The sequence below is a fragment of the Streptomyces sp. NPDC001606 genome, from assembly GCF_053596835.1.
This window is the reverse complement of sequence record NZ_JBSFHC010000008.1, coordinates 172,374-188,182: the sequence shown is the minus strand read 5'-3', so window position 1 is coordinate 188,182 and position 15,809 is coordinate 172,374. Positions and strand designations below refer to the sequence as shown.

Annotated in this window: 12 protein-coding genes; 10 read left to right on the top strand and 2 right to left on the bottom strand. The window is 72.1% G+C overall.

Translation table 11 applies throughout. The features are described from left to right. Positions 1-149: 149 nt before the first annotated feature. The 10 genes from ACWCV9_RS17535 to ACWCV9_RS17490 all read left to right on the top strand — a co-directional run bounded on the left by ACWCV9_RS17535 (position 150) and on the right by ACWCV9_RS17490 (position 13,486). Positions 150-1,412, top strand: a complete 1,263-nt coding sequence (locus ACWCV9_RS17535) for an FAD-binding protein (protein ID WP_450787588.1) — start codon at positions 150-152, stop codon at positions 1,410-1,412. A gap of 136 nt (positions 1,413-1,548) precedes the next feature. Beyond that, a complete protein-coding gene (locus ACWCV9_RS17530; RefSeq protein ID WP_450787587.1) occupies positions 1,549-2,796 on the top strand; it encodes an ROK family transcriptional regulator in 1,248 nt (415 codons plus the stop codon). Positions 2,797-2,807: 11 nt separating this feature from the next. Further along, entirely contained in the window at positions 2,808-4,667 is a 1,860-nt protein-coding gene (locus tag ACWCV9_RS17525) for a glycoside hydrolase (RefSeq protein WP_450787585.1), read from the top strand. A gap of 245 nt (positions 4,668-4,912) precedes the next feature. Continuing rightward, positions 4,913-6,178 (top strand): ABC transporter substrate-binding protein, encoded by a 1,266-nt coding sequence (locus ACWCV9_RS17520; RefSeq protein ID WP_450787584.1) that lies wholly within the window; start codon positions 4,913-4,915, stop codon positions 6,176-6,178. Between the two features lie 20 nt (positions 6,179-6,198). Continuing rightward, on the top strand, positions 6,199-7,167 hold the full coding sequence (locus tag ACWCV9_RS17515; RefSeq protein ID WP_450787583.1) for a carbohydrate ABC transporter permease: 969 nt from the start codon (positions 6,199-6,201) through the stop codon (positions 7,165-7,167). Then, positions 7,164-8,036 carry a carbohydrate ABC transporter permease gene (locus ACWCV9_RS17510; protein WP_450787581.1) on the top strand — a complete coding sequence of 291 codons (873 nt, stop codon included), beginning with the start codon at positions 7,164-7,166 and terminating at the stop codon, positions 8,034-8,036. The genes ACWCV9_RS17515 and ACWCV9_RS17510 overlap by 4 nt, the downstream gene beginning before the upstream one ends. 12 nt (positions 8,037-8,048) lie before the next feature. Further along, on the top strand, positions 8,049-10,931 hold the full coding sequence (locus tag ACWCV9_RS17505) for a glycoside hydrolase family 2 TIM barrel-domain containing protein (RefSeq protein ID WP_450787580.1): 2,883 nt from the start codon (positions 8,049-8,051) through the stop codon (positions 10,929-10,931). Then, positions 10,928-12,094 carry an MFS transporter gene (locus tag ACWCV9_RS17500; protein WP_450787578.1) on the top strand — a complete coding sequence of 389 codons (1,167 nt, stop codon included), beginning with the start codon at positions 10,928-10,930 and terminating at the stop codon, positions 12,092-12,094. The genes ACWCV9_RS17505 and ACWCV9_RS17500 overlap by 4 nt, the downstream gene beginning before the upstream one ends. A 95-nt stretch (positions 12,095-12,189) precedes the next feature. Continuing rightward, positions 12,190-12,774: a TetR/AcrR family transcriptional regulator gene (locus tag ACWCV9_RS17495; RefSeq protein ID WP_450787577.1), complete on the top strand. Its 585-nt coding sequence runs from the start codon at positions 12,190-12,192 to the stop codon at positions 12,772-12,774. Further along, positions 12,767-13,486, top strand: coding sequence for an alpha/beta fold hydrolase (locus tag ACWCV9_RS17490; RefSeq protein ID WP_450787575.1), 720 nt, complete (start codon positions 12,767-12,769; stop codon positions 13,484-13,486). Before ACWCV9_RS17495 ends, ACWCV9_RS17490 begins: the two co-directional genes overlap by 8 nt. Here ACWCV9_RS17490 and ACWCV9_RS17485 read toward each other — a convergent pair. Then, positions 13,417-14,229, bottom strand: a complete 813-nt coding sequence (locus tag ACWCV9_RS17485) for an isocitrate lyase/PEP mutase family protein (RefSeq protein WP_450787573.1) — start codon at positions 14,227-14,229, stop codon at positions 13,417-13,419. The genes ACWCV9_RS17490 and ACWCV9_RS17485 overlap by 70 nt on opposite strands. A gap of 134 nt (positions 14,230-14,363) precedes the next feature. Next, positions 14,364-15,809: an NAD(P)/FAD-dependent oxidoreductase gene (locus tag ACWCV9_RS17480; RefSeq protein WP_450787572.1), complete on the bottom strand. Its 1,446-nt coding sequence runs from the start codon at positions 15,807-15,809 to the stop codon at positions 14,364-14,366.

Below are 15,809 nucleotides of genomic sequence, written 5' to 3'. Positions count from 1 at the left end.
TCGCAGCAGGAGGCGCGATCGATTTATGGAAACAGCACTTATCTCTGCTCCATACGACTAAATCAGCACTACCGCAGCAACCGCTCTCTACCGTGGGCCGGAGCGAATGAGAGGGTCGACGGACACGGACTCTCGGGAGGGACGCAACGATGACGGAAACGGCCGGGACCGCCGGGTCGGTCGCCAACTGGGCGCGCACCATCACCTTCACGGCCAAGGAGTTCCACCGCCCCGCCACGGTCGACGCGCTCCGGGCGCTGGTGGCCGGCAGCACCCGGGTGCGGGCGCTGGGCAGCGGGCACTCGTTCAACCGGATCGCGGACCCGGGCCCGGACGGGGTGCTGCTGTCCACCGCCGGGCTGCCGCCGGTGATCGAGGTGGACTCGGTGGCCCGCACGGTCCGGGTGTCGGGCGGGGTGCGGTACGCCGAACTGGCCCGCGCGGTGCACGCGTACGGCCTGGCGCTGCCCAACATGGCCTCGCTGCCGCATATCTCGGTGGCCGGTTCGGTGGCGACCGGCACCCACGGCTCGGGCGTGGGCAACGGGCCGCTGGCGGCGGCGGTGCGGGAGGTGGAGCTGGTCGTCGCGGACGGTTCGACGGTGACGATCGGCCGCGGTGACCCGCGGTTCGACGGCGCCGTGACCTCGCTGGGCGCGCTGGGCGTCGTCACCGCGCTGACCCTCGAACTGGAGCCGGCGTTCGAGGTGGAACAGCGGGTGTACACCGAACTTCCCGGGGAGGGACTGGACTTCGAGGCCGTCATGGCGGCCGGTTACAGCGTGAGCCTGTTCACCGACTGGCGGGATGCGGGGTTCCGGCAGGTGTGGGTCAAGCGGCGCGCCGACCGGCCGGCGGTGGACTTCCCGTGGGCGGCGCCCGCGGCCTGCGCGGTACACCCGGTGCCGGGCATGCCCGCGGAGAACTGCACCGAGCAGCTGGGCGTGCCGGGGCCCTGGCACGAGCGGCTGCCGCACTTCCGGGCGGAGTTCACGCCGAGCAGCGGGGAGGAGATCCAGACGGAGTACCTGCTGCCGCGGTCGGCGGCCGTCGACGCGCTGAACGCGGTCGGCCGGGTACGGCGGGCCGTCGCCGGAGTGCTCCAGATCTGCGAGGTGCGCACGGTCGCCGCCGACGCGCAGTGGCTCAGCCCCGCCCACGGCCGGGACTCGGTCGCCCTGCACTTCACCTGGGTGCGCGACGAGACGGCCGTACTGCCGGTGGTGCGGCGGCTGGAGGAGGTGCTGGAGCCGTTCGGGCCACGCCCGCACTGGGGGAAGGTCTACGGCATCCCGGCCCCGGCCCTGCGGCAGCGGTACCCGCGTCTGGCCGCCTTCCGCGAGCTGGCTCGCTCCCTCGACCCGGCCGGCACGTTCAGCAACGCGTTCGTCCGGGACCTTCTCGACAGCTGACCGCCGTACCCGGGAGGGACTTTCTCCAATCCCTTTCCTAACCCCTTGTCGAAAGTCCTCCGCAGCCCATAGCCTGACGCCCGCGCCGGTGCGAAGCCGCCCGGCCGGGCCTGGACGGGATGGGAGGGGCAGCCTCGTGAAGCGCACGTCACGTGACATCCGCACCGCGAACCGCTACGAGGTGCTGCGCCAGATCATCGCCGAGTCCCCCACCTCCCGGCAGGAGCTGGCGGCCGCCACCGGGCTGAGCCTGGCCACGGTCGCCACGCTCGTCGGGGAGCTGCTGGACCTCCGGATGATCACCGAGGTCGGTTTCGAGGACTCCGCCGGGGGCCGCCCCCGGGGACTGGTGGCCGTCAACGCGTCGGGGGGCGCGTTGATCGGCGTCGACATCGCCGAGACCTATGTCCACGTCGAGCTGTTCGACCTGGCGCTGAACGTGCTGGCCCGCGCCGACGAGGAGATCGGGCCCGGCGAGAGCCGCCCGGAGCAGGTCGTCGGCCATGTCGCCGCCGCCGTCGGCTCGGTGGTCGCGCAGGCCGGTGTCGAGGCGGCGCGGGTGCTCGGGGTCGGGGTGAGCGTGCCGGGCCAGGTCGACCGGGACACCGGCGTCGCCGAGTACGCGCCCAACTGGAACTGGCACGACGTTCCGCTGCTGGACCTGCTCGCCGAACACATCGCCTACCCGCTGTACCTGGACAATCCGCTGCGCGCCTGCGCGGTCGCCGAGCTGTGGTTCGGGGCGGCGCGGGGCCGCGGGGACGCCGTCGTGGTCAACCTCGGCACCGGGGTCGGCGCGGGGCTGGCGCTCGGCGGCGGACTGCACCGGGGGGTCAGCAACAGCGCCGGGGAGTGGGGGCACACCACGCTGGTGCTGGACGGCCGGCTGTGCCACTGCGGCAACCACGGCTGCGTGGAGACCTATGTCGGCGCGCCCGGCATCATGCAGAACCTGCGCGAACTCAGCCCACAGTCACCGCTGCTGCACCCCGACGACCAGACGGCGACCGTCGACGCGCTGGCCCGGGCCGTCGCCGCCCAGGACCCGGTGGCGCTCAAGGTGCTGCGGGACACGGCCCGTTACCTGGGCGCCGGCATCTCCGACCTGATCAACCTGCTCAACCCGGAAGTGATCGTGCTCAGCAGCTGGGTCGCCTCCCGGCTCGGCGAGCCGCTGCTCGCCGAGGTCCGGCAGGCGGTGGCCCGGCACGCGCTGCGCCGACCGCTGGCGGCCACCGAGATCGTCCTCTCCCCGATCCCCACCGACCCGGTGTCGCTGGGCGCGGCGACGTTCGCGCTCGAAGGGGCCTTGCAGGCCGTGGGGCAACGGGCCGCCGCAAAGCGCACCACCCTCGCAAGGAGCCGTACCGCACCACCTTCATGACGACGGAAGGGATGCACGTGTCTCACCCCCGCAAGAGATCCCTGCTCGGGTCGGCCGCGGCCGCGCTGGCCGCCGTGGGAGCCCTGCTCACCGCCCCGCCCGCGAGCGCCGGTGACACCGCGGCGGGCGGGGCCCCGGCCGCCGCCGAGGTCTCGCCGCACGCCGCCCAGACCATCGACGACATCGGCGCCTCGGGCGCCTGGTGGGTCAACGACCTCCAGCACTTCTCGCCCGCCGTCCAGGCCCGGGTGGCGAAGCTGCTGTTCTCCCCGCAGGGCCTGGCCCTCAGCTCGTACCGCTACAACATCGGCGGTGGCGGGGTCGGGGTCACCACGCCCGCCCGCGCCGCCCAGGACTTCCTGAACGCCGACGGCTCCTACGACTGGAGCAGGGACAAGGGCGGCCGGACCTTCCTCACCTACGCCGCGCGGTACGGCGTCAAGGACCTGATCGGCTTCGTGAACAGCGCGCCGGGTCGGTGGACGACCAACGGCAAGAGCTGCGGCGGCCAGTTGCTGCCGGAGCACGAGGCCGACTTCGCCCGGTACATCGCCGATGTGACCGGCCATTTCGCCCGGCAGGGCGTCCGGCTCGACTACATCAGCCCCTTCAACGAACCGGACAACAGCTTCGCCGACTGCGGCCAGGAGGGCATGCCGGTCCCCGTCGACCAGCGCGACGACATCGTGCGGGCCCTCGGCGCCGAGCAGCGCGCCCGCCACCAGCGGACCGGGATCATCGCGGACGAGTCCAGCAAGACCACGCAGTTCACCACCGAGCTGCCGCGGTGGATCTCCCAGCCGGGCACCGCCGGATATGTCTCCCGGCTGGCGCACCACACGTACAACAACCCCGACGACGGCCAGCTCGCGAACGTCTACGAGACGTCGAGGTCCGTCGGGAAGGCCCCCTGGGCCACGGAGATCTGCTGCTTCGGCAAGGGCACCACGGGCTGGAACCAGGAGTACGACCCGACCATCGACAACGCTCTGCTGATGTCGCGGATCATCTACAAGGACTTCGCGACCGCGCACGACTCGGCGTTCCAGTGGTGGGTGGCGCTGGCGAGCGGGTACGGCAGCGATCCCACCACCAGGAACGACTCCGGCTGGAACGACGGCCTGATCTACTACGACCCCGACTACGCCACGAACGGCAACCAGTCCCTGTACTTCACCAAGCGCTATTACGCACTGGGCCAGTACAGCAGGTTCGTACGGCCGGGCGCGGTGGTGCACGACGTGACCGGGGCACCGGCCGGGGTGGAGGTGTCGGCGTACGCCAGGAAGGGGCAGTGGGTGGTCGTGGTGAACAACCACAACACCACCGACACCCCGCTGGACCTGCACTTCCCCGGCGCGGCGCCCGGGCGGGCCACCCGGGCGGTGCGGACCTCCGCCGAGGAGAACTGGGCCGAGGTCGCGAAGCCGGCGGTGCACGACGGCACCGTCTCCGCCACGCTCGCCGCACGCTCCGTGACCACCTATGTCTTCTCCCGTGCCGGGCACGGCAGTTCGCCGCTGACCGGTGCCCTGGTCGGCAGCCAGTCCGGCACGTGCCTGACCGCCGGCCCCTCCGGAGCCGTGATCGCGTCCTGCACGGGTGCGGCGGACCAGTCGTGGTCGTACGACGCCGCCGGCACCCTGAAGAGTGCGAACGGGTATCTGACCGCCGGGAGTTCGGGGCTCACGGTCGACGCCACGGCGACCGGGGACGCCACCCAGCGCTGGCTGCTGAACGCGAACGGGCAGATCGTCAGCGAGGCGTCGGGTACGTGCCTCGACGTCAGCGGACAGGCCACCGCCGACGGCAGCAAAGTGATCCTGTACAGCTGCAACGGCGGTTCGAACGAGGTGTGGACCAGGCGCTAGCCCGACCCTCCCCCTGACCGAGGGCCGCCGGCCACACCCCTGACCCGGCGGCCCTCATCTCCCTTGCCCCGTACGCTCGTTCGGGATCCCGAACCGGACACAACGCTTCGCACACAGCCTTCGTCCAACCCCTTGCCGAAGCCTTAGTCGAAGGTTAACGTCCCGCTCCGCACCCTCTCTTTCGAGCCATCGGGCCGCCGGGGGCGAAGCCATCCACAGCCGCACGAACAGACAAGGACGTCAGCATGCCGGCACTGAGCAACAGCAACTGGGACCGCCGATCGATACTCCGGGCCGCGCTGGGCGTGGCCGCCGCCGGCGGCCTCGCCGCCTGTGGCAGCAACAACGGGCGTGGTGGCGGCTCGGGTTCGGGCAAGCAGCTGACCCAGTACTTCCACGCGTACGGCGAGGCCGGGGTCGAGCAGGCCGTCAAGCGCTACGCGAAGGCCTACAGCAAGGTGAACGTCACCACGCAGTGGATCACCGGCTCGGACTACGAGACCAAGCTGTTCGCCGCCCTGCTCACCGACCAGGCGCCCGACGTCTTCGAGTTCCACCCGCAGATCCAGCTCGTCAAGAGCGGTCAGGTGGCCGATCTGACCGACATCATCGCGCCGGTCAAGGACGACTTCAACCCGGCCGACATCGCCTCGCACACCGTCGACGGCAAGATCTACGGCGTCCGGATGATCGACGACCCGCAGTTCCTCTTCTACCGCAAGTCCATGCTGGAGAAGGCGAACGTCGCCGTGCCGACCACCCTCGACGAGCTGATCGAGGCCGCCGCCAAGCTCACCACCTCCAAGGTCAAGGGCCTGTTCCTCGGCAACGACCTGCACGCGATCGAGGCGCCCCTGATCTGGTCGGCCGGTGCCGAGCCGCTCACCGCCAAGAACGAGATCGGCTACCACACCGACGAGGTCGTCGCCGGACTGCGCCAGCTGCGCAAGCTGTTCACCAGCGGCGACCTGCTGCTGGACGCACCGGCCGACTTCTGGGACCCGTCCGCGATCAGCCAGGGCCTGTGCGCCATCCAGTTCTGCGGCATGTGGGCGATGCCCGCCATGCAGCAGGCGCTCGGCGACGACCTCGGCGTGATGCCCTTCCCGAAGGTCGGCAGCAAGGGCAGGCCGTCCGTCTACAACGGCGGCTGGTCGATGTTCGTCAACGCCAAGGGCAAGGACGTCGACGCGGCCAAGGAGTACGTCAAGTGGCTGTGGATCGACCAGAAGCAGTACCAGGAGGACTTCGCCACCTCCTACGGCTTCCACATCCCGCCGCGCAGGACGATCGCCGCGCAGGCCGGCAAGCTCAAGTCCGGGCTGGCCGCCGAGGGCGTGAAGCTCTTCAACACCTACGGGCACTTCGACAACATCGGCTGGACCCAGGCCATGTGGAGCGCCTGGGACTCGGTCATCGCCGACTGCGTCCGCAAGGGCGGGGACCCGGAGGCCGCGCTCGACAAGGCGGACAAGACGATCGACCGCGAGCTGAAGAAGCTCTTCGGATAGGCCGGCGGACGGACCACGACATGTCGACCACCACCACGCGCGGGGTCGCCCGACCCGCCCCGGCCGCGGCCGGCCAGGCCCGGCCGCGGCGGGGCCTCGGGACGCGCAACACGCTCAACTTCTGGCTCTTCACCGGGCCTTTCCTCATCGGCCTGGTGATCTTCGTCTTCGTGCCCATCGGCTGGAGCATCTGGCTCAGCTTCTTCGACGCCCGCTTCACCGTCACCCCGAGCCACTTCGTCGGTCTCGACAACTACACCCACATGCTGTCGAACAGCGACTTCACCGGCTCGCTGCTGACGTTCACGGTGTTCGCCGCGTTCATCGTGCCCACCACCTGGGCGCTGTCCCTGGGGCTCGCCCTGCTGGTGCACCGGCTGCGCTCCCTGCGCGCCTTCTTCCGGTCGGTGTTCTTCCTGCCGACCGCGTGCAGCTATGTCGCCGCCGCGCTGATCTGGAAGATGTCGATCTTCAACGGCGTCCGCTTCGGCCTGGCCAACACGGTCGTCGGCTGGTTCGGCGTGGAGAACATCGCCTGGGTCTCCAACCCGTCCCCGCCGTGGTACTGGCTGGTCATCGTGACCGTACGGCTGTGGCTCCAGTCCGGCTTCTACATGATCCTGTTCCTGGCCGCCCTCCAGAACATCCCCGGGGAGCTGTACGAGGCCGCGGCCATCGACGGCGCCAAGCCCGGCTGGCAGACCTTCCGGCACATCACGCTGCCCCAGCTGCGCGCCACCTCGACCGCGGTGATCCTGCTGCTGCTGATCGCCGCCTACCAGGCCTTCGACGAGTTCTACAACATCGTCTCCACCCGGGCGACCTGGGGCCAGACCCCGCTCATGGTGCTGTACAAGACGGCGCTCGGCGCCAGCCAGGACTACGGCTCCGGCAGCGCCGGCGCGGTCATCCTCACCGTGCTGATCTGCGGCGTCACCCTGCTCCAGGGCAGGTTCATGGGCTTCGGAAGGGGGGAGGAGTCCAGGTGAGCACCACCGCACCCCGGACCACCACCGCACGCCGCACCGGGCGCGGCAGCGTCCTCGGCAACACCGGTCTGTATCTCGCCGTGAGCATCGCCGCGGTGCTGTTCCTGATCCCCTTCTATCTGATCGTCCGCAACGCCCTGTCCACGGACCAGGAGATCACCGGCGAGAACTGGAAGTTCCTGCCCTCCCACGTCCAGTGGGGCAACATCTCCGAGCTGTTCGACGACCCGACGGTCGACTTCGGCCGGTCGATGCTGAACTCGCTGGTCGTCGCGGTCCTGATGACCGCCGGCATCCTGCTGGTCTGCTCCCTCGCCGGCTACGGCCTCGCCCGCATCCCCTACCGCCACGCCGACAAGGTCTTCTACGCGGTCCTCGCCACCCTGATGGTGCCCACCGCCGTGACCTTCGTGCCCAGCTTCGTGCTGGTGTCGTCGCTCGGCTGGGTGGACAGCTACCGGGGTCTGATCATCCCCGGCCTGTTCAGCGGTTTCACCTGTTTCCTGTTCCGGCAGTACTTCCTCGGGTTCCCCAAGGAGCTGGAGGAGGCGGCACGCGTGGACGGACTCGGCCACTGGGGCGCGTACTGGCGGATCGTCGTACCGAACTCGCTGAACTTCTTCGCGGCGATGGCCACCATCACCTTCATCAACGGCTGGAACGCCTTCCTGTGGCCCCTGGTGATCGGCCAGGACCCCAGCGCCTGGACGGTGCAGGTCGCGCTGTCGTCGTACATGACCAACCAGACCGTCAACTACCACCTGATCTTCATGGCCACCGCCGTTTCCATCCTGCCGCTGCTGTTCGTGTTCCTCTTCCTCCAGCGCTGGCTGGTGCAGGGGATCGCGCAGACCGGAATCAAGGGCTGAGCGAGGAGTCCGATGTCCTTCCGCACCCGTACCGTCACCGATTACGTCGAGGACGTCTCGCCGGGCTCCGGGGCGCTGCCGCCCCGCGCCTGGTACGCCGCCTCCGACGCGAGGTCCCTCTCGCTGAACGGCACCTGGCGGTTCAGACTGTCCCCGACCAGCGACGCCGAGGACGACTCCTTCGCCGCGGCCGGGTACGACGCCGGTGACTGGGCGGAGGTGTCGGTCCCCGGCCACTGGGTCCTCCAGGGCCATGGCGCGCCGATCTACACCAACCACCTGTACCCGTTCCCGGTCGACCCGCCGCGGGTGCCGACCGAGAACCCGACCGGTGACCATCTGCGCGTCTTCGACCTGCCGAAGGACTGGCCGGAGCCGTCCGAGGGCGGTGCCGTGCTGCGCTTCGACGGGGTGGAGTCCTGCGCCCGGGTGTGGCTGAACGGCACCGAGATCGGCGAGTTCAAGGGCTCCCGGCTGCCGCACGAGTTCGCGGTCGGCCAGCTGCTGAGGCCCGAGGGCAATGTGCTGGCGGTCCGGGTCCACCAGTGGTCGGCCGGCTCCTATCTGGAGGACCAGGACCAGTGGTGGCTGCCGGGCATCTTCCGTGACGTCACCCTGCTGCACCGCCCGGCGGGCTGCGCGCGGGACTTCTTCGTGCACGCCTCATACGACCACCGGGACGGCACCGGCACCCTGCGCGTCGACTCCGAGGTGCCGGGCCGGGTCACCGTGCCGGACCTCGGCATCGACATCGCCACCGGTGAGAGCGCCACCGTGCCGGTCACGCCCTGGTCGGCCGAGGTGCCCCGGCTCTACCCGGGGGTGCTGGCCACCGAGGGCGAGCGGGTGCCGCTGCGCATCGGCTTCCGCACGGTCGAGCTGGCGGACGGCCTGATCAAGGTGAACGGCACCCCGGTGCTGTTCAAGGGCGTCAACCGGCACGAGTGGCACCCGGAGCGGGGCCGCGCGCTGGACCTGGAGACGATGCGCGAGGACGTGCTGCTGATGAAGCGGCACAACGTCAACGCGGTGCGCACCTCGCACTACCCGCCGCACCCGGCCTTCCTCGACCTGTGCGACGAGTACGGCCTGTGGGTCGTCGACGAGTGCGACCTGGAGACCCACGGCTTCACCGAGCAGGACTGGCGGGACAACCCCGTCGACGACGACCGCTGGACCCCGGCCCTGCTGGACCGAGCGGCCCGCATGGTGGAGCGGGACAAGAACCACCCGTCCGTCGTCATCTGGTCGCTGGGCAACGAGGCGGGCACCGGACGCGGACTGACCGCGATGGCCGAATGGATCCACGGCCGCGACTCCTCGCGCCTGGTGCACTACGAGGGCGACATCACCTGCCGCGACACGGACATGTACTCGCGGATGTACGCCGACCACGCCGAGGTCGAACGGATCGGCCGGGACCTGGACGGGGGCACCCACAAGCGGCGCGGGCTGCCCTTCATCCTGTGCGAGTACGGGCACGCCATGGGCAACGGACCCGGCGGACTCGCCGACTACCAGCGGCTGTTCGAGACCTACGACCGGCTCCAGGGCGGGTTCGTCTGGGAGTGGATCGACCACGGCATCGCCCATCCGGAGCTGGACCACGCCTACGGCGGCGACTTCGGGGAGGAGCTGCACGACGGCAACTTCGTCTGCGACGGCCTGCTCTTCCCGGACCGCCGGCCCTCCCCCGGCCTGGTCGAGTACAAGAAGGTGATCGAGCCGGTCGGCATCGCCGGCGACCCCGCGGACGCCACGGTCCGCATCACCAACAAGTACGACTTCGCGGACCTGTCGGCGCTCGCCTTCACCTGGGCCTACGAGGTCGAGGGTGAGGTGGTGGAGAGCGGCGCCCTGTCGGTGCCCGCGCTGGGACCCGGCGAGTCCGCCGAGGTCAAGCTGCCCGAGCCGGTGGCGGGCGCACCGGCCGGCGAGGCCCACTGGACGGTCCGCGCGGTGCTCGGTGCCGACACGTCGTGGGCGCCGAAGGACCATGTCGTCGCCTGGGGCCAGATCCGGGTCGCCCAGCGGCGCCGCCCGGCCGTCCCGGCGACCGCCCGGCCGGTCCCCGGCGACGGGGTGATCACACTCGGCCCCGGCACGTTCGACGCGCGCACCGGCGCCCTCACGGCGGTCGGCGGGGTGGCCGTGTCCGGTCTCCGGCTGGACGTGTGGCGGGCCACCACCGACAACGACGACGGCGCGGCCTGGCAGACCGACCTCCGCTACGGCCTGCGCTGGCGCAAGCTGGGCCTGCACCGGATGCGGCACCGGCTGGACGCGGTGGAGACCGGCGGCGACGCGCTGACCGTCCGCACCCGGGTGGCGCCGGCGGCCTGGGAGATCGGGCTGTCGACGGTGTACCGCTGGACGTCGGACGGCGACCGGCTGCGGCTGACGGTGTCCACCACCCCGGAGGGCGACTGGACCGTGCCGCTGCCCCGGCTCGGCATCCGCTTCGGGCTGGCGGCGGCCGACCGGGTGGAGTGGTACGGCGGCGGCCCCGGAGAGGCCTATCCGGACACCAGGACCGCGGCCGCGGTCGGCCGCTGGCGGTCGACCGTGGACGGCTTGCAGACGCCGTACGTCCGTCCGCAGGAGAACGGCGCCCGGATCGACGTCCGCTGGGCCGAACTCGGCGGTCTGCGGATCGAGGGCGATCCGGAGTTCTTCCTGACCGCCCGCCGCTGGACCACCGAGCAGCTGGACGCGGCCGCGCACCGCACGGACCTGGTGGCAGGGGACACGGTCTGGGTCAACCTCGACCACGGCCTGCACGGCATCGGCTCCCAGTCCTGCGGCCCCGGCCCGCTGCCGCAGTACCACCTCCTGGCCCGGCCCGCCGAGTTCTCGTTCGTGTTCTCGGAAAGCACGTCGCCGGAGACCGGTTGACCGGCACGGCCCTGACGCCCTCCGCGGCCGGCCGGCTCTTCAGCCGGCCGGCCGCGGTCGCGTCGTGCGGGGGTTTCGTCCTCATCGGCATGCTCCAGGCGCTCTACGGCCCGGCCGTGCCCGGTCTGCGCACCGCGTACGGTCTGTCCCCGGCCGGTGCGGGGCTCGGCCTGAGCCTGCACTTCACCGGCGGCGTCGCGGGGGTCCTGCTGTTCAACGCCGTCCACACGCGGATCAGCAACAGCGCGCTGCTGGCGGCGAGTTACGGCCTGATGGCGGCGGGTGCGGCCGGGTTCGCGCTGGCACCGGCCTGGCCGCTCGCGCTGGTCTGCGCCTTTCTGGGCGGGCTCGGCTTCGGCGGCCTCGACTACGGCCTGAACCAGCTGTTCGCCGTCGGCTTCGGCGACCGTTCCACGGCCATGCTGAACGTCCTCAACGCCCACTTCGGCATCGGCGCGGTGCTCGGCCCGGCGGTGGTGGCGTGGGCGGGCCCGGAGCACTACACCTGGGCGTTCGGGGGGTGCGCGGCGCTGGCGGTGCTGCTGGTGGCCGGTGGCGGGCGGGGCGTCCGCGCCCGCCCGCCCGAGGAGGGGACGGCACCGGCCGCCCCCGGCCGGCCCGGTGTCCTCCTCGGCTTCCTGGCCCTGTACATCCTCAATGTGGCCGTGGAGGCGGGCGTGGGCGGCTGGGAGCCGACCCATCTGGAGACCGTCGGGTACGGCAGCGCCGTGGCCGCGTCGGCGACGTCCGTGTACTGGCTGATGCTGACGGCGGGCCGGTTCCTGGTCGTCCCGCTCACCCTGCGGCACTCCCCCGAGCGGATCCTGACGGTGTGCACGGCCGGTATGACGGTCTGCCTGCTGCTGGCTCTGGTACGGCCGCTCGCGCCGGTGGCGTACGCGGGCGTCGGCCTGTTCATCGCACCGGTCTTCCCGACCGGCCTGCCCTGGCTCAACCGGGCGCTGCCCGGGGCGAGGCGGGCCGGTGCCTGGGTGATCGCCGCCTCGATGACCGGCGGTGTGGCGGCACCGCCGCTGCTGGGCCTGGGCATCGAGGCGTCCGGCATCCACGCGGTCCCCTGGCTGCTGACCGCCCTCTCGGCGGCGTCGCTCCTGCCGACGGTGGGGCTGATCCGGCTGACCAGAGCGACCGCTTCCTCCTAGGGATCCTAGGATGTAACCTAGGGACCCTAGGAATCGGGGAGGTCGTGTCCCCGGCCGGTGAGGGCCCGTTCGCCGCGGCCCGGAGGGGATGTGCCATGGTCCGAGCGGGCCTCACCGTCGACCGGGTGGTCGCGGCGGCAGCCGAACTCGCCGACGAGGCAGGCTTCGAGAACCTCACCCTGTCCGCGCTGGCCCGCCGCTTCGGGGTGAAGGACGCGAGCCTGTACTCGCACGTCCGCGGCCTGGAGGACCTCCGTACCCGGCTCGCGCTGCACGCCGGCGGCGAGCTGATCGAGCGGATCGCCGTGGCCGTGGCCGGGCGCGCGGGCCGGGCCGCCCTGGCCGCGTTCGCCGACGCCTACCGCGCCTACGCCCTGGAACACCCCGGCCGGTACGCGGCCACCCAGATCCGTATCGACCAGGCCCTGATCGCCGACTCCCCCGCGCTGCACCGTACCGCCGAGATCACCTACGGCATGCTGCGCGGCTACGGCCTCGGCGAACCCGACCTCACGGACGCCGTACGGCTGCTGCGCAGCACCTTCCACGGCTACTGCGTCCTGGAGGCCGCGGGCGGCTTCGGCGCCGAGCGGGACGTACGGGCGTCCTGGCACAAGGCGGTCGAGGCCCTGCACCTGGCCCTGACCCACTGGCCCCGGGAGACGACGACCGATGACTGAACCACCGCACCACGACCGCACCGGCACCGGCCCCGTGCTGCTTCTCCTGCCCGGCGGGGCCGGCCACCCGATGGGCCTCGGACCGCTCACCGAGCGGCTGGCGGCCCGCTTCACCGTGGTCACCTACGACCCGCTCGGCCTCGCCCACGGCCGGCTCGGCCTGCCGGTGCCCGAGCAGCGGGTGACGGACTGGAGCGACGGGGCGCACCGGCTGCTGGAGGCGGTGCTGCCCGAGGGGGAACAGGTGTATGTGTGCGGGACCAGTTCCGGTGGCATCGCGGCGCTGGACCTGCTCGCCCGGCACCCGGAGCGGCTCGCGCACGTGGTCGCGCACGAGCCGGCGTGCGTCGCCGCGCTGCCGGACGGCGCCGAGCGGCGGGCCGAACTGATCGCGCAGTTGGACGGGGCCGAACGGCCGCCGGCCGAGGGCGCGCAGGCGACACCGTTCGGGGTCTTCCTGGCCCGGGTCCTGCACCCCTTCACCGCCTACGTCCCGGTCCGCGAAGCACCGCCCGGCCGGCTCACCGTCGCCGCCGGCTCCGACTCGCGCGGTCAGGTGCTGCACCGTACGGCCGGGTTCCTGGCCGAGCGGCTGGGCGGCGGCTTCGCGGAGTTCCCGGGCGGGCACCTCGGCACCGTCGATCATCCGGCGGAGTTCGCGGACCGGCTCACCGGGGTGCTGCTGGGAGCCAGTGCCTGGACCTCGGCGTAGGAGGGTGCCGTACCGCCCGGCGCCCGCCCGGCGGCGATGTCGGCCACCGCGTCCAGTGCCGCCCCGAGCGCCCGCCGGTAGAGCAGTGAACCGAGGCTGACCCGGCGGACGCCGAGGTCGGCGAGGTGGCCGAGGGCCGGTCCGGCGGGCGAGTAGAGGATGTTGAGCGGGACGTCGAGACGGCGGACGAGGGCGGCGATCCGCGCCGGGTCGCTCAGCCCCGGCACGAACACCCCGTCGGCACCGGCCTGTTGGTACGCGTCCAGCCGCCGCAGCGTGTCGGTCTCGTCTCCGTCGCCGGACCAGTGGGTGTCGGTGCGGGCGTTGACGAACAGGCCGGGCACGGCCGCCTTCACGGCGGCGATCTTCTCCGCGTGCCGCGCGGCCGGCCCGAGCCCGTCCTCCAGGTTGATCCCGACCGCGCCCGCGTCCCACAACCGCCGTGCCAGTACGGCCACTTCCGCGGGGTCGTCGCTGAAGCCGTCCTCGGCGTCGACCGAGAGGAGCCAGGGCCCGGCGCCCAGGGTCAGGGCGAGCCGCAGGGTGTGCTCACGGGTCGTGCCCGCCCCGTCGGGCAGCCCGGCGGCCGCCGCCACGGCGAGGCTGGACGTGGCGACCGCGGGGAACCCCCGGGCGGCCAGCGCGGCGGCCGAGGCGTGGTCCCAGGCGTTGGGCAGCAGCAGCGGTTCGCCTGGGCGGTGGTGCAGCGCGGCGAACGGCGACACGGTCGGGTCTGCGGTCATACGGCCACCCTAGGGCCTGCCTTTCGGATCTTGCCGGCGTCGCAGCCGACCTGATCCGAAAGGCAGGCCCTAGGCGGCCGTCGCTTCGGCACCGGCCGAACCCTGCGGGCCACCGCGCGTCCTCGCCGTCGGGGCTACCGAAGGGGCACGGAGTTGCTCGGCTCCGGCGAACCCTTCTTCAACCGGTCGAGGACCTCACGCTCCGCGGACGACAGCGGAGGCTCGGCGGTCGGCGGGAGGTACGGCCCGGTCAGGGCGGCCAGCAACGTGTTCGGCCACAGCACCCGCGCCGGGGACGCCCTGAGGCTGGTGACGTCCCACAGTGCCGCCGCCGCGTCGAAGGAGCCCGTCGCGGCCCTGGTCAGCCGGCGCGCGTAGCGGGCGGCGACCCGGTCGGCGAGCGTGGGCTCGCCGCCGGCCACGTCCGGGTACAGGACGTCCATGCCGACGGCGGCCCGCCAGGCGGTGTCCACATGGCGGGCCGCACCGTTCAGGACCCGCCGGGACAGGCCGGGGCGGTCCAGGCCGCCGCGCCGCACCTCCCGGGCCAGCACCTGGGCGCCGAGCGCCGCGACCGACATGCCCTGGCCGTAGACCGGGTTGAAGGTCGCGAGCGCGTCGCCGAGCACGACGAACCGCTCGGGCCACCGCGGCGACCGCTCGAAGTACCGGCGGGAGTTGCTGGTGCTGCGGCCGCGGCTGACCACCACGTCGGTGAGGGGCTCCGCGCCGGAGATGAGCTGGCCGACGATCGGGTGCGGCAGGCTGAGCGTGTACGCGAGGAAACCCTGCGGGTCCTGCGGAGGTTCGCCGCCCCGGGTGCCGCCCGCGCTGACCATCCAGCGGTTGCCCTCGACCGGGAGCACCATGGCGCTGCGGCCGGGCCGGCCGTCGTAGGGGTTCGGCTGCACCAGCGTCAGAGGGAACGATTCGGCACCCGCCGGTGTGCGGTAGATCCGGGTGGCGTTGGTGAGGCCGGAGTCGAGCCGCCTCTCCTCCACCTCGCTGACGCCGATTCCGGCGAGCCACGTCAGGCTCCCCGAGCCACGACCGCTCGCGTCGACGACGAAGTCCGCCTCCACCTCGGACCCCAGCGTGGACTTCGCTCCACCGACCCGGACGCCGTGGACGCGCTCGGCGGTGCCGAGGAGCCCTTCCACCGTCGCCCGGTGGATCGAGACACCGGGGTGGGAGTCGAGCAGTGCCTGCCGCACGACCCAGTCCAGCAGCGCGCGCGTGCAGGTGATCATGGCGGGGCCGCCGTGTCGCCATCGCCGCAGCCACCCGCTGTCGGGGGTGAGGGCCAGCATGCCGTTGCCGAGGGCGACCTGGTGGGCGCCCGCGTCCAGGAGGCGGTCGCGCACGCTCACCGGGAAGAGCGACTCCATGGCGGCCAGCCCGCCGGCCATGAGCAGATGGGCATGCCGGCCCTGGGGGACGCCACGCCGGTTCTCGGGGCCGTCCGCAAGCTCGTCCCGTTCGAGCAGGAGGATCCGCATCGAGGGATCGGCGACGGCCAGGGCCGCGGCGGCCACCAGCCCGGCGATGCCGGCTCCCACCACGACAGCTCTGTGTGACAA

Coding starts and splice junctions, on each gene's coding strand:
- ACWCV9_RS17505 (WP_450787580.1), top strand. CDS start 8,049: ATGTCCTTCCGCACCCGTACCGTCACCGATTACGTCGAGGACGTCTCG.
- ACWCV9_RS17535 (WP_450787588.1), top strand. CDS start 150: ATGACGGAAACGGCCGGGACCGCCGGGTCGGTCGCCAACTGGGCGCGC.
- ACWCV9_RS17485 (WP_450787573.1), bottom strand. CDS start 14,229: ATGACCGCAGACCCGACCGTGTCGCCGTTCGCCGCGCTGCACCACCGC.
- ACWCV9_RS17515 (WP_450787583.1), top strand. CDS start 6,199: ATGTCGACCACCACCACGCGCGGGGTCGCCCGACCCGCCCCGGCCGCG.
- ACWCV9_RS17520 (WP_450787584.1), top strand. CDS start 4,913: ATGCCGGCACTGAGCAACAGCAACTGGGACCGCCGATCGATACTCCGG.
- ACWCV9_RS17495 (WP_450787577.1), top strand. CDS start 12,190: ATGGTCCGAGCGGGCCTCACCGTCGACCGGGTGGTCGCGGCGGCAGCC.
- ACWCV9_RS17525 (WP_450787585.1), top strand. CDS start 2,808: ATGCACGTGTCTCACCCCCGCAAGAGATCCCTGCTCGGGTCGGCCGCG.
- ACWCV9_RS17490 (WP_450787575.1), top strand. CDS start 12,767: ATGACTGAACCACCGCACCACGACCGCACCGGCACCGGCCCCGTGCTG.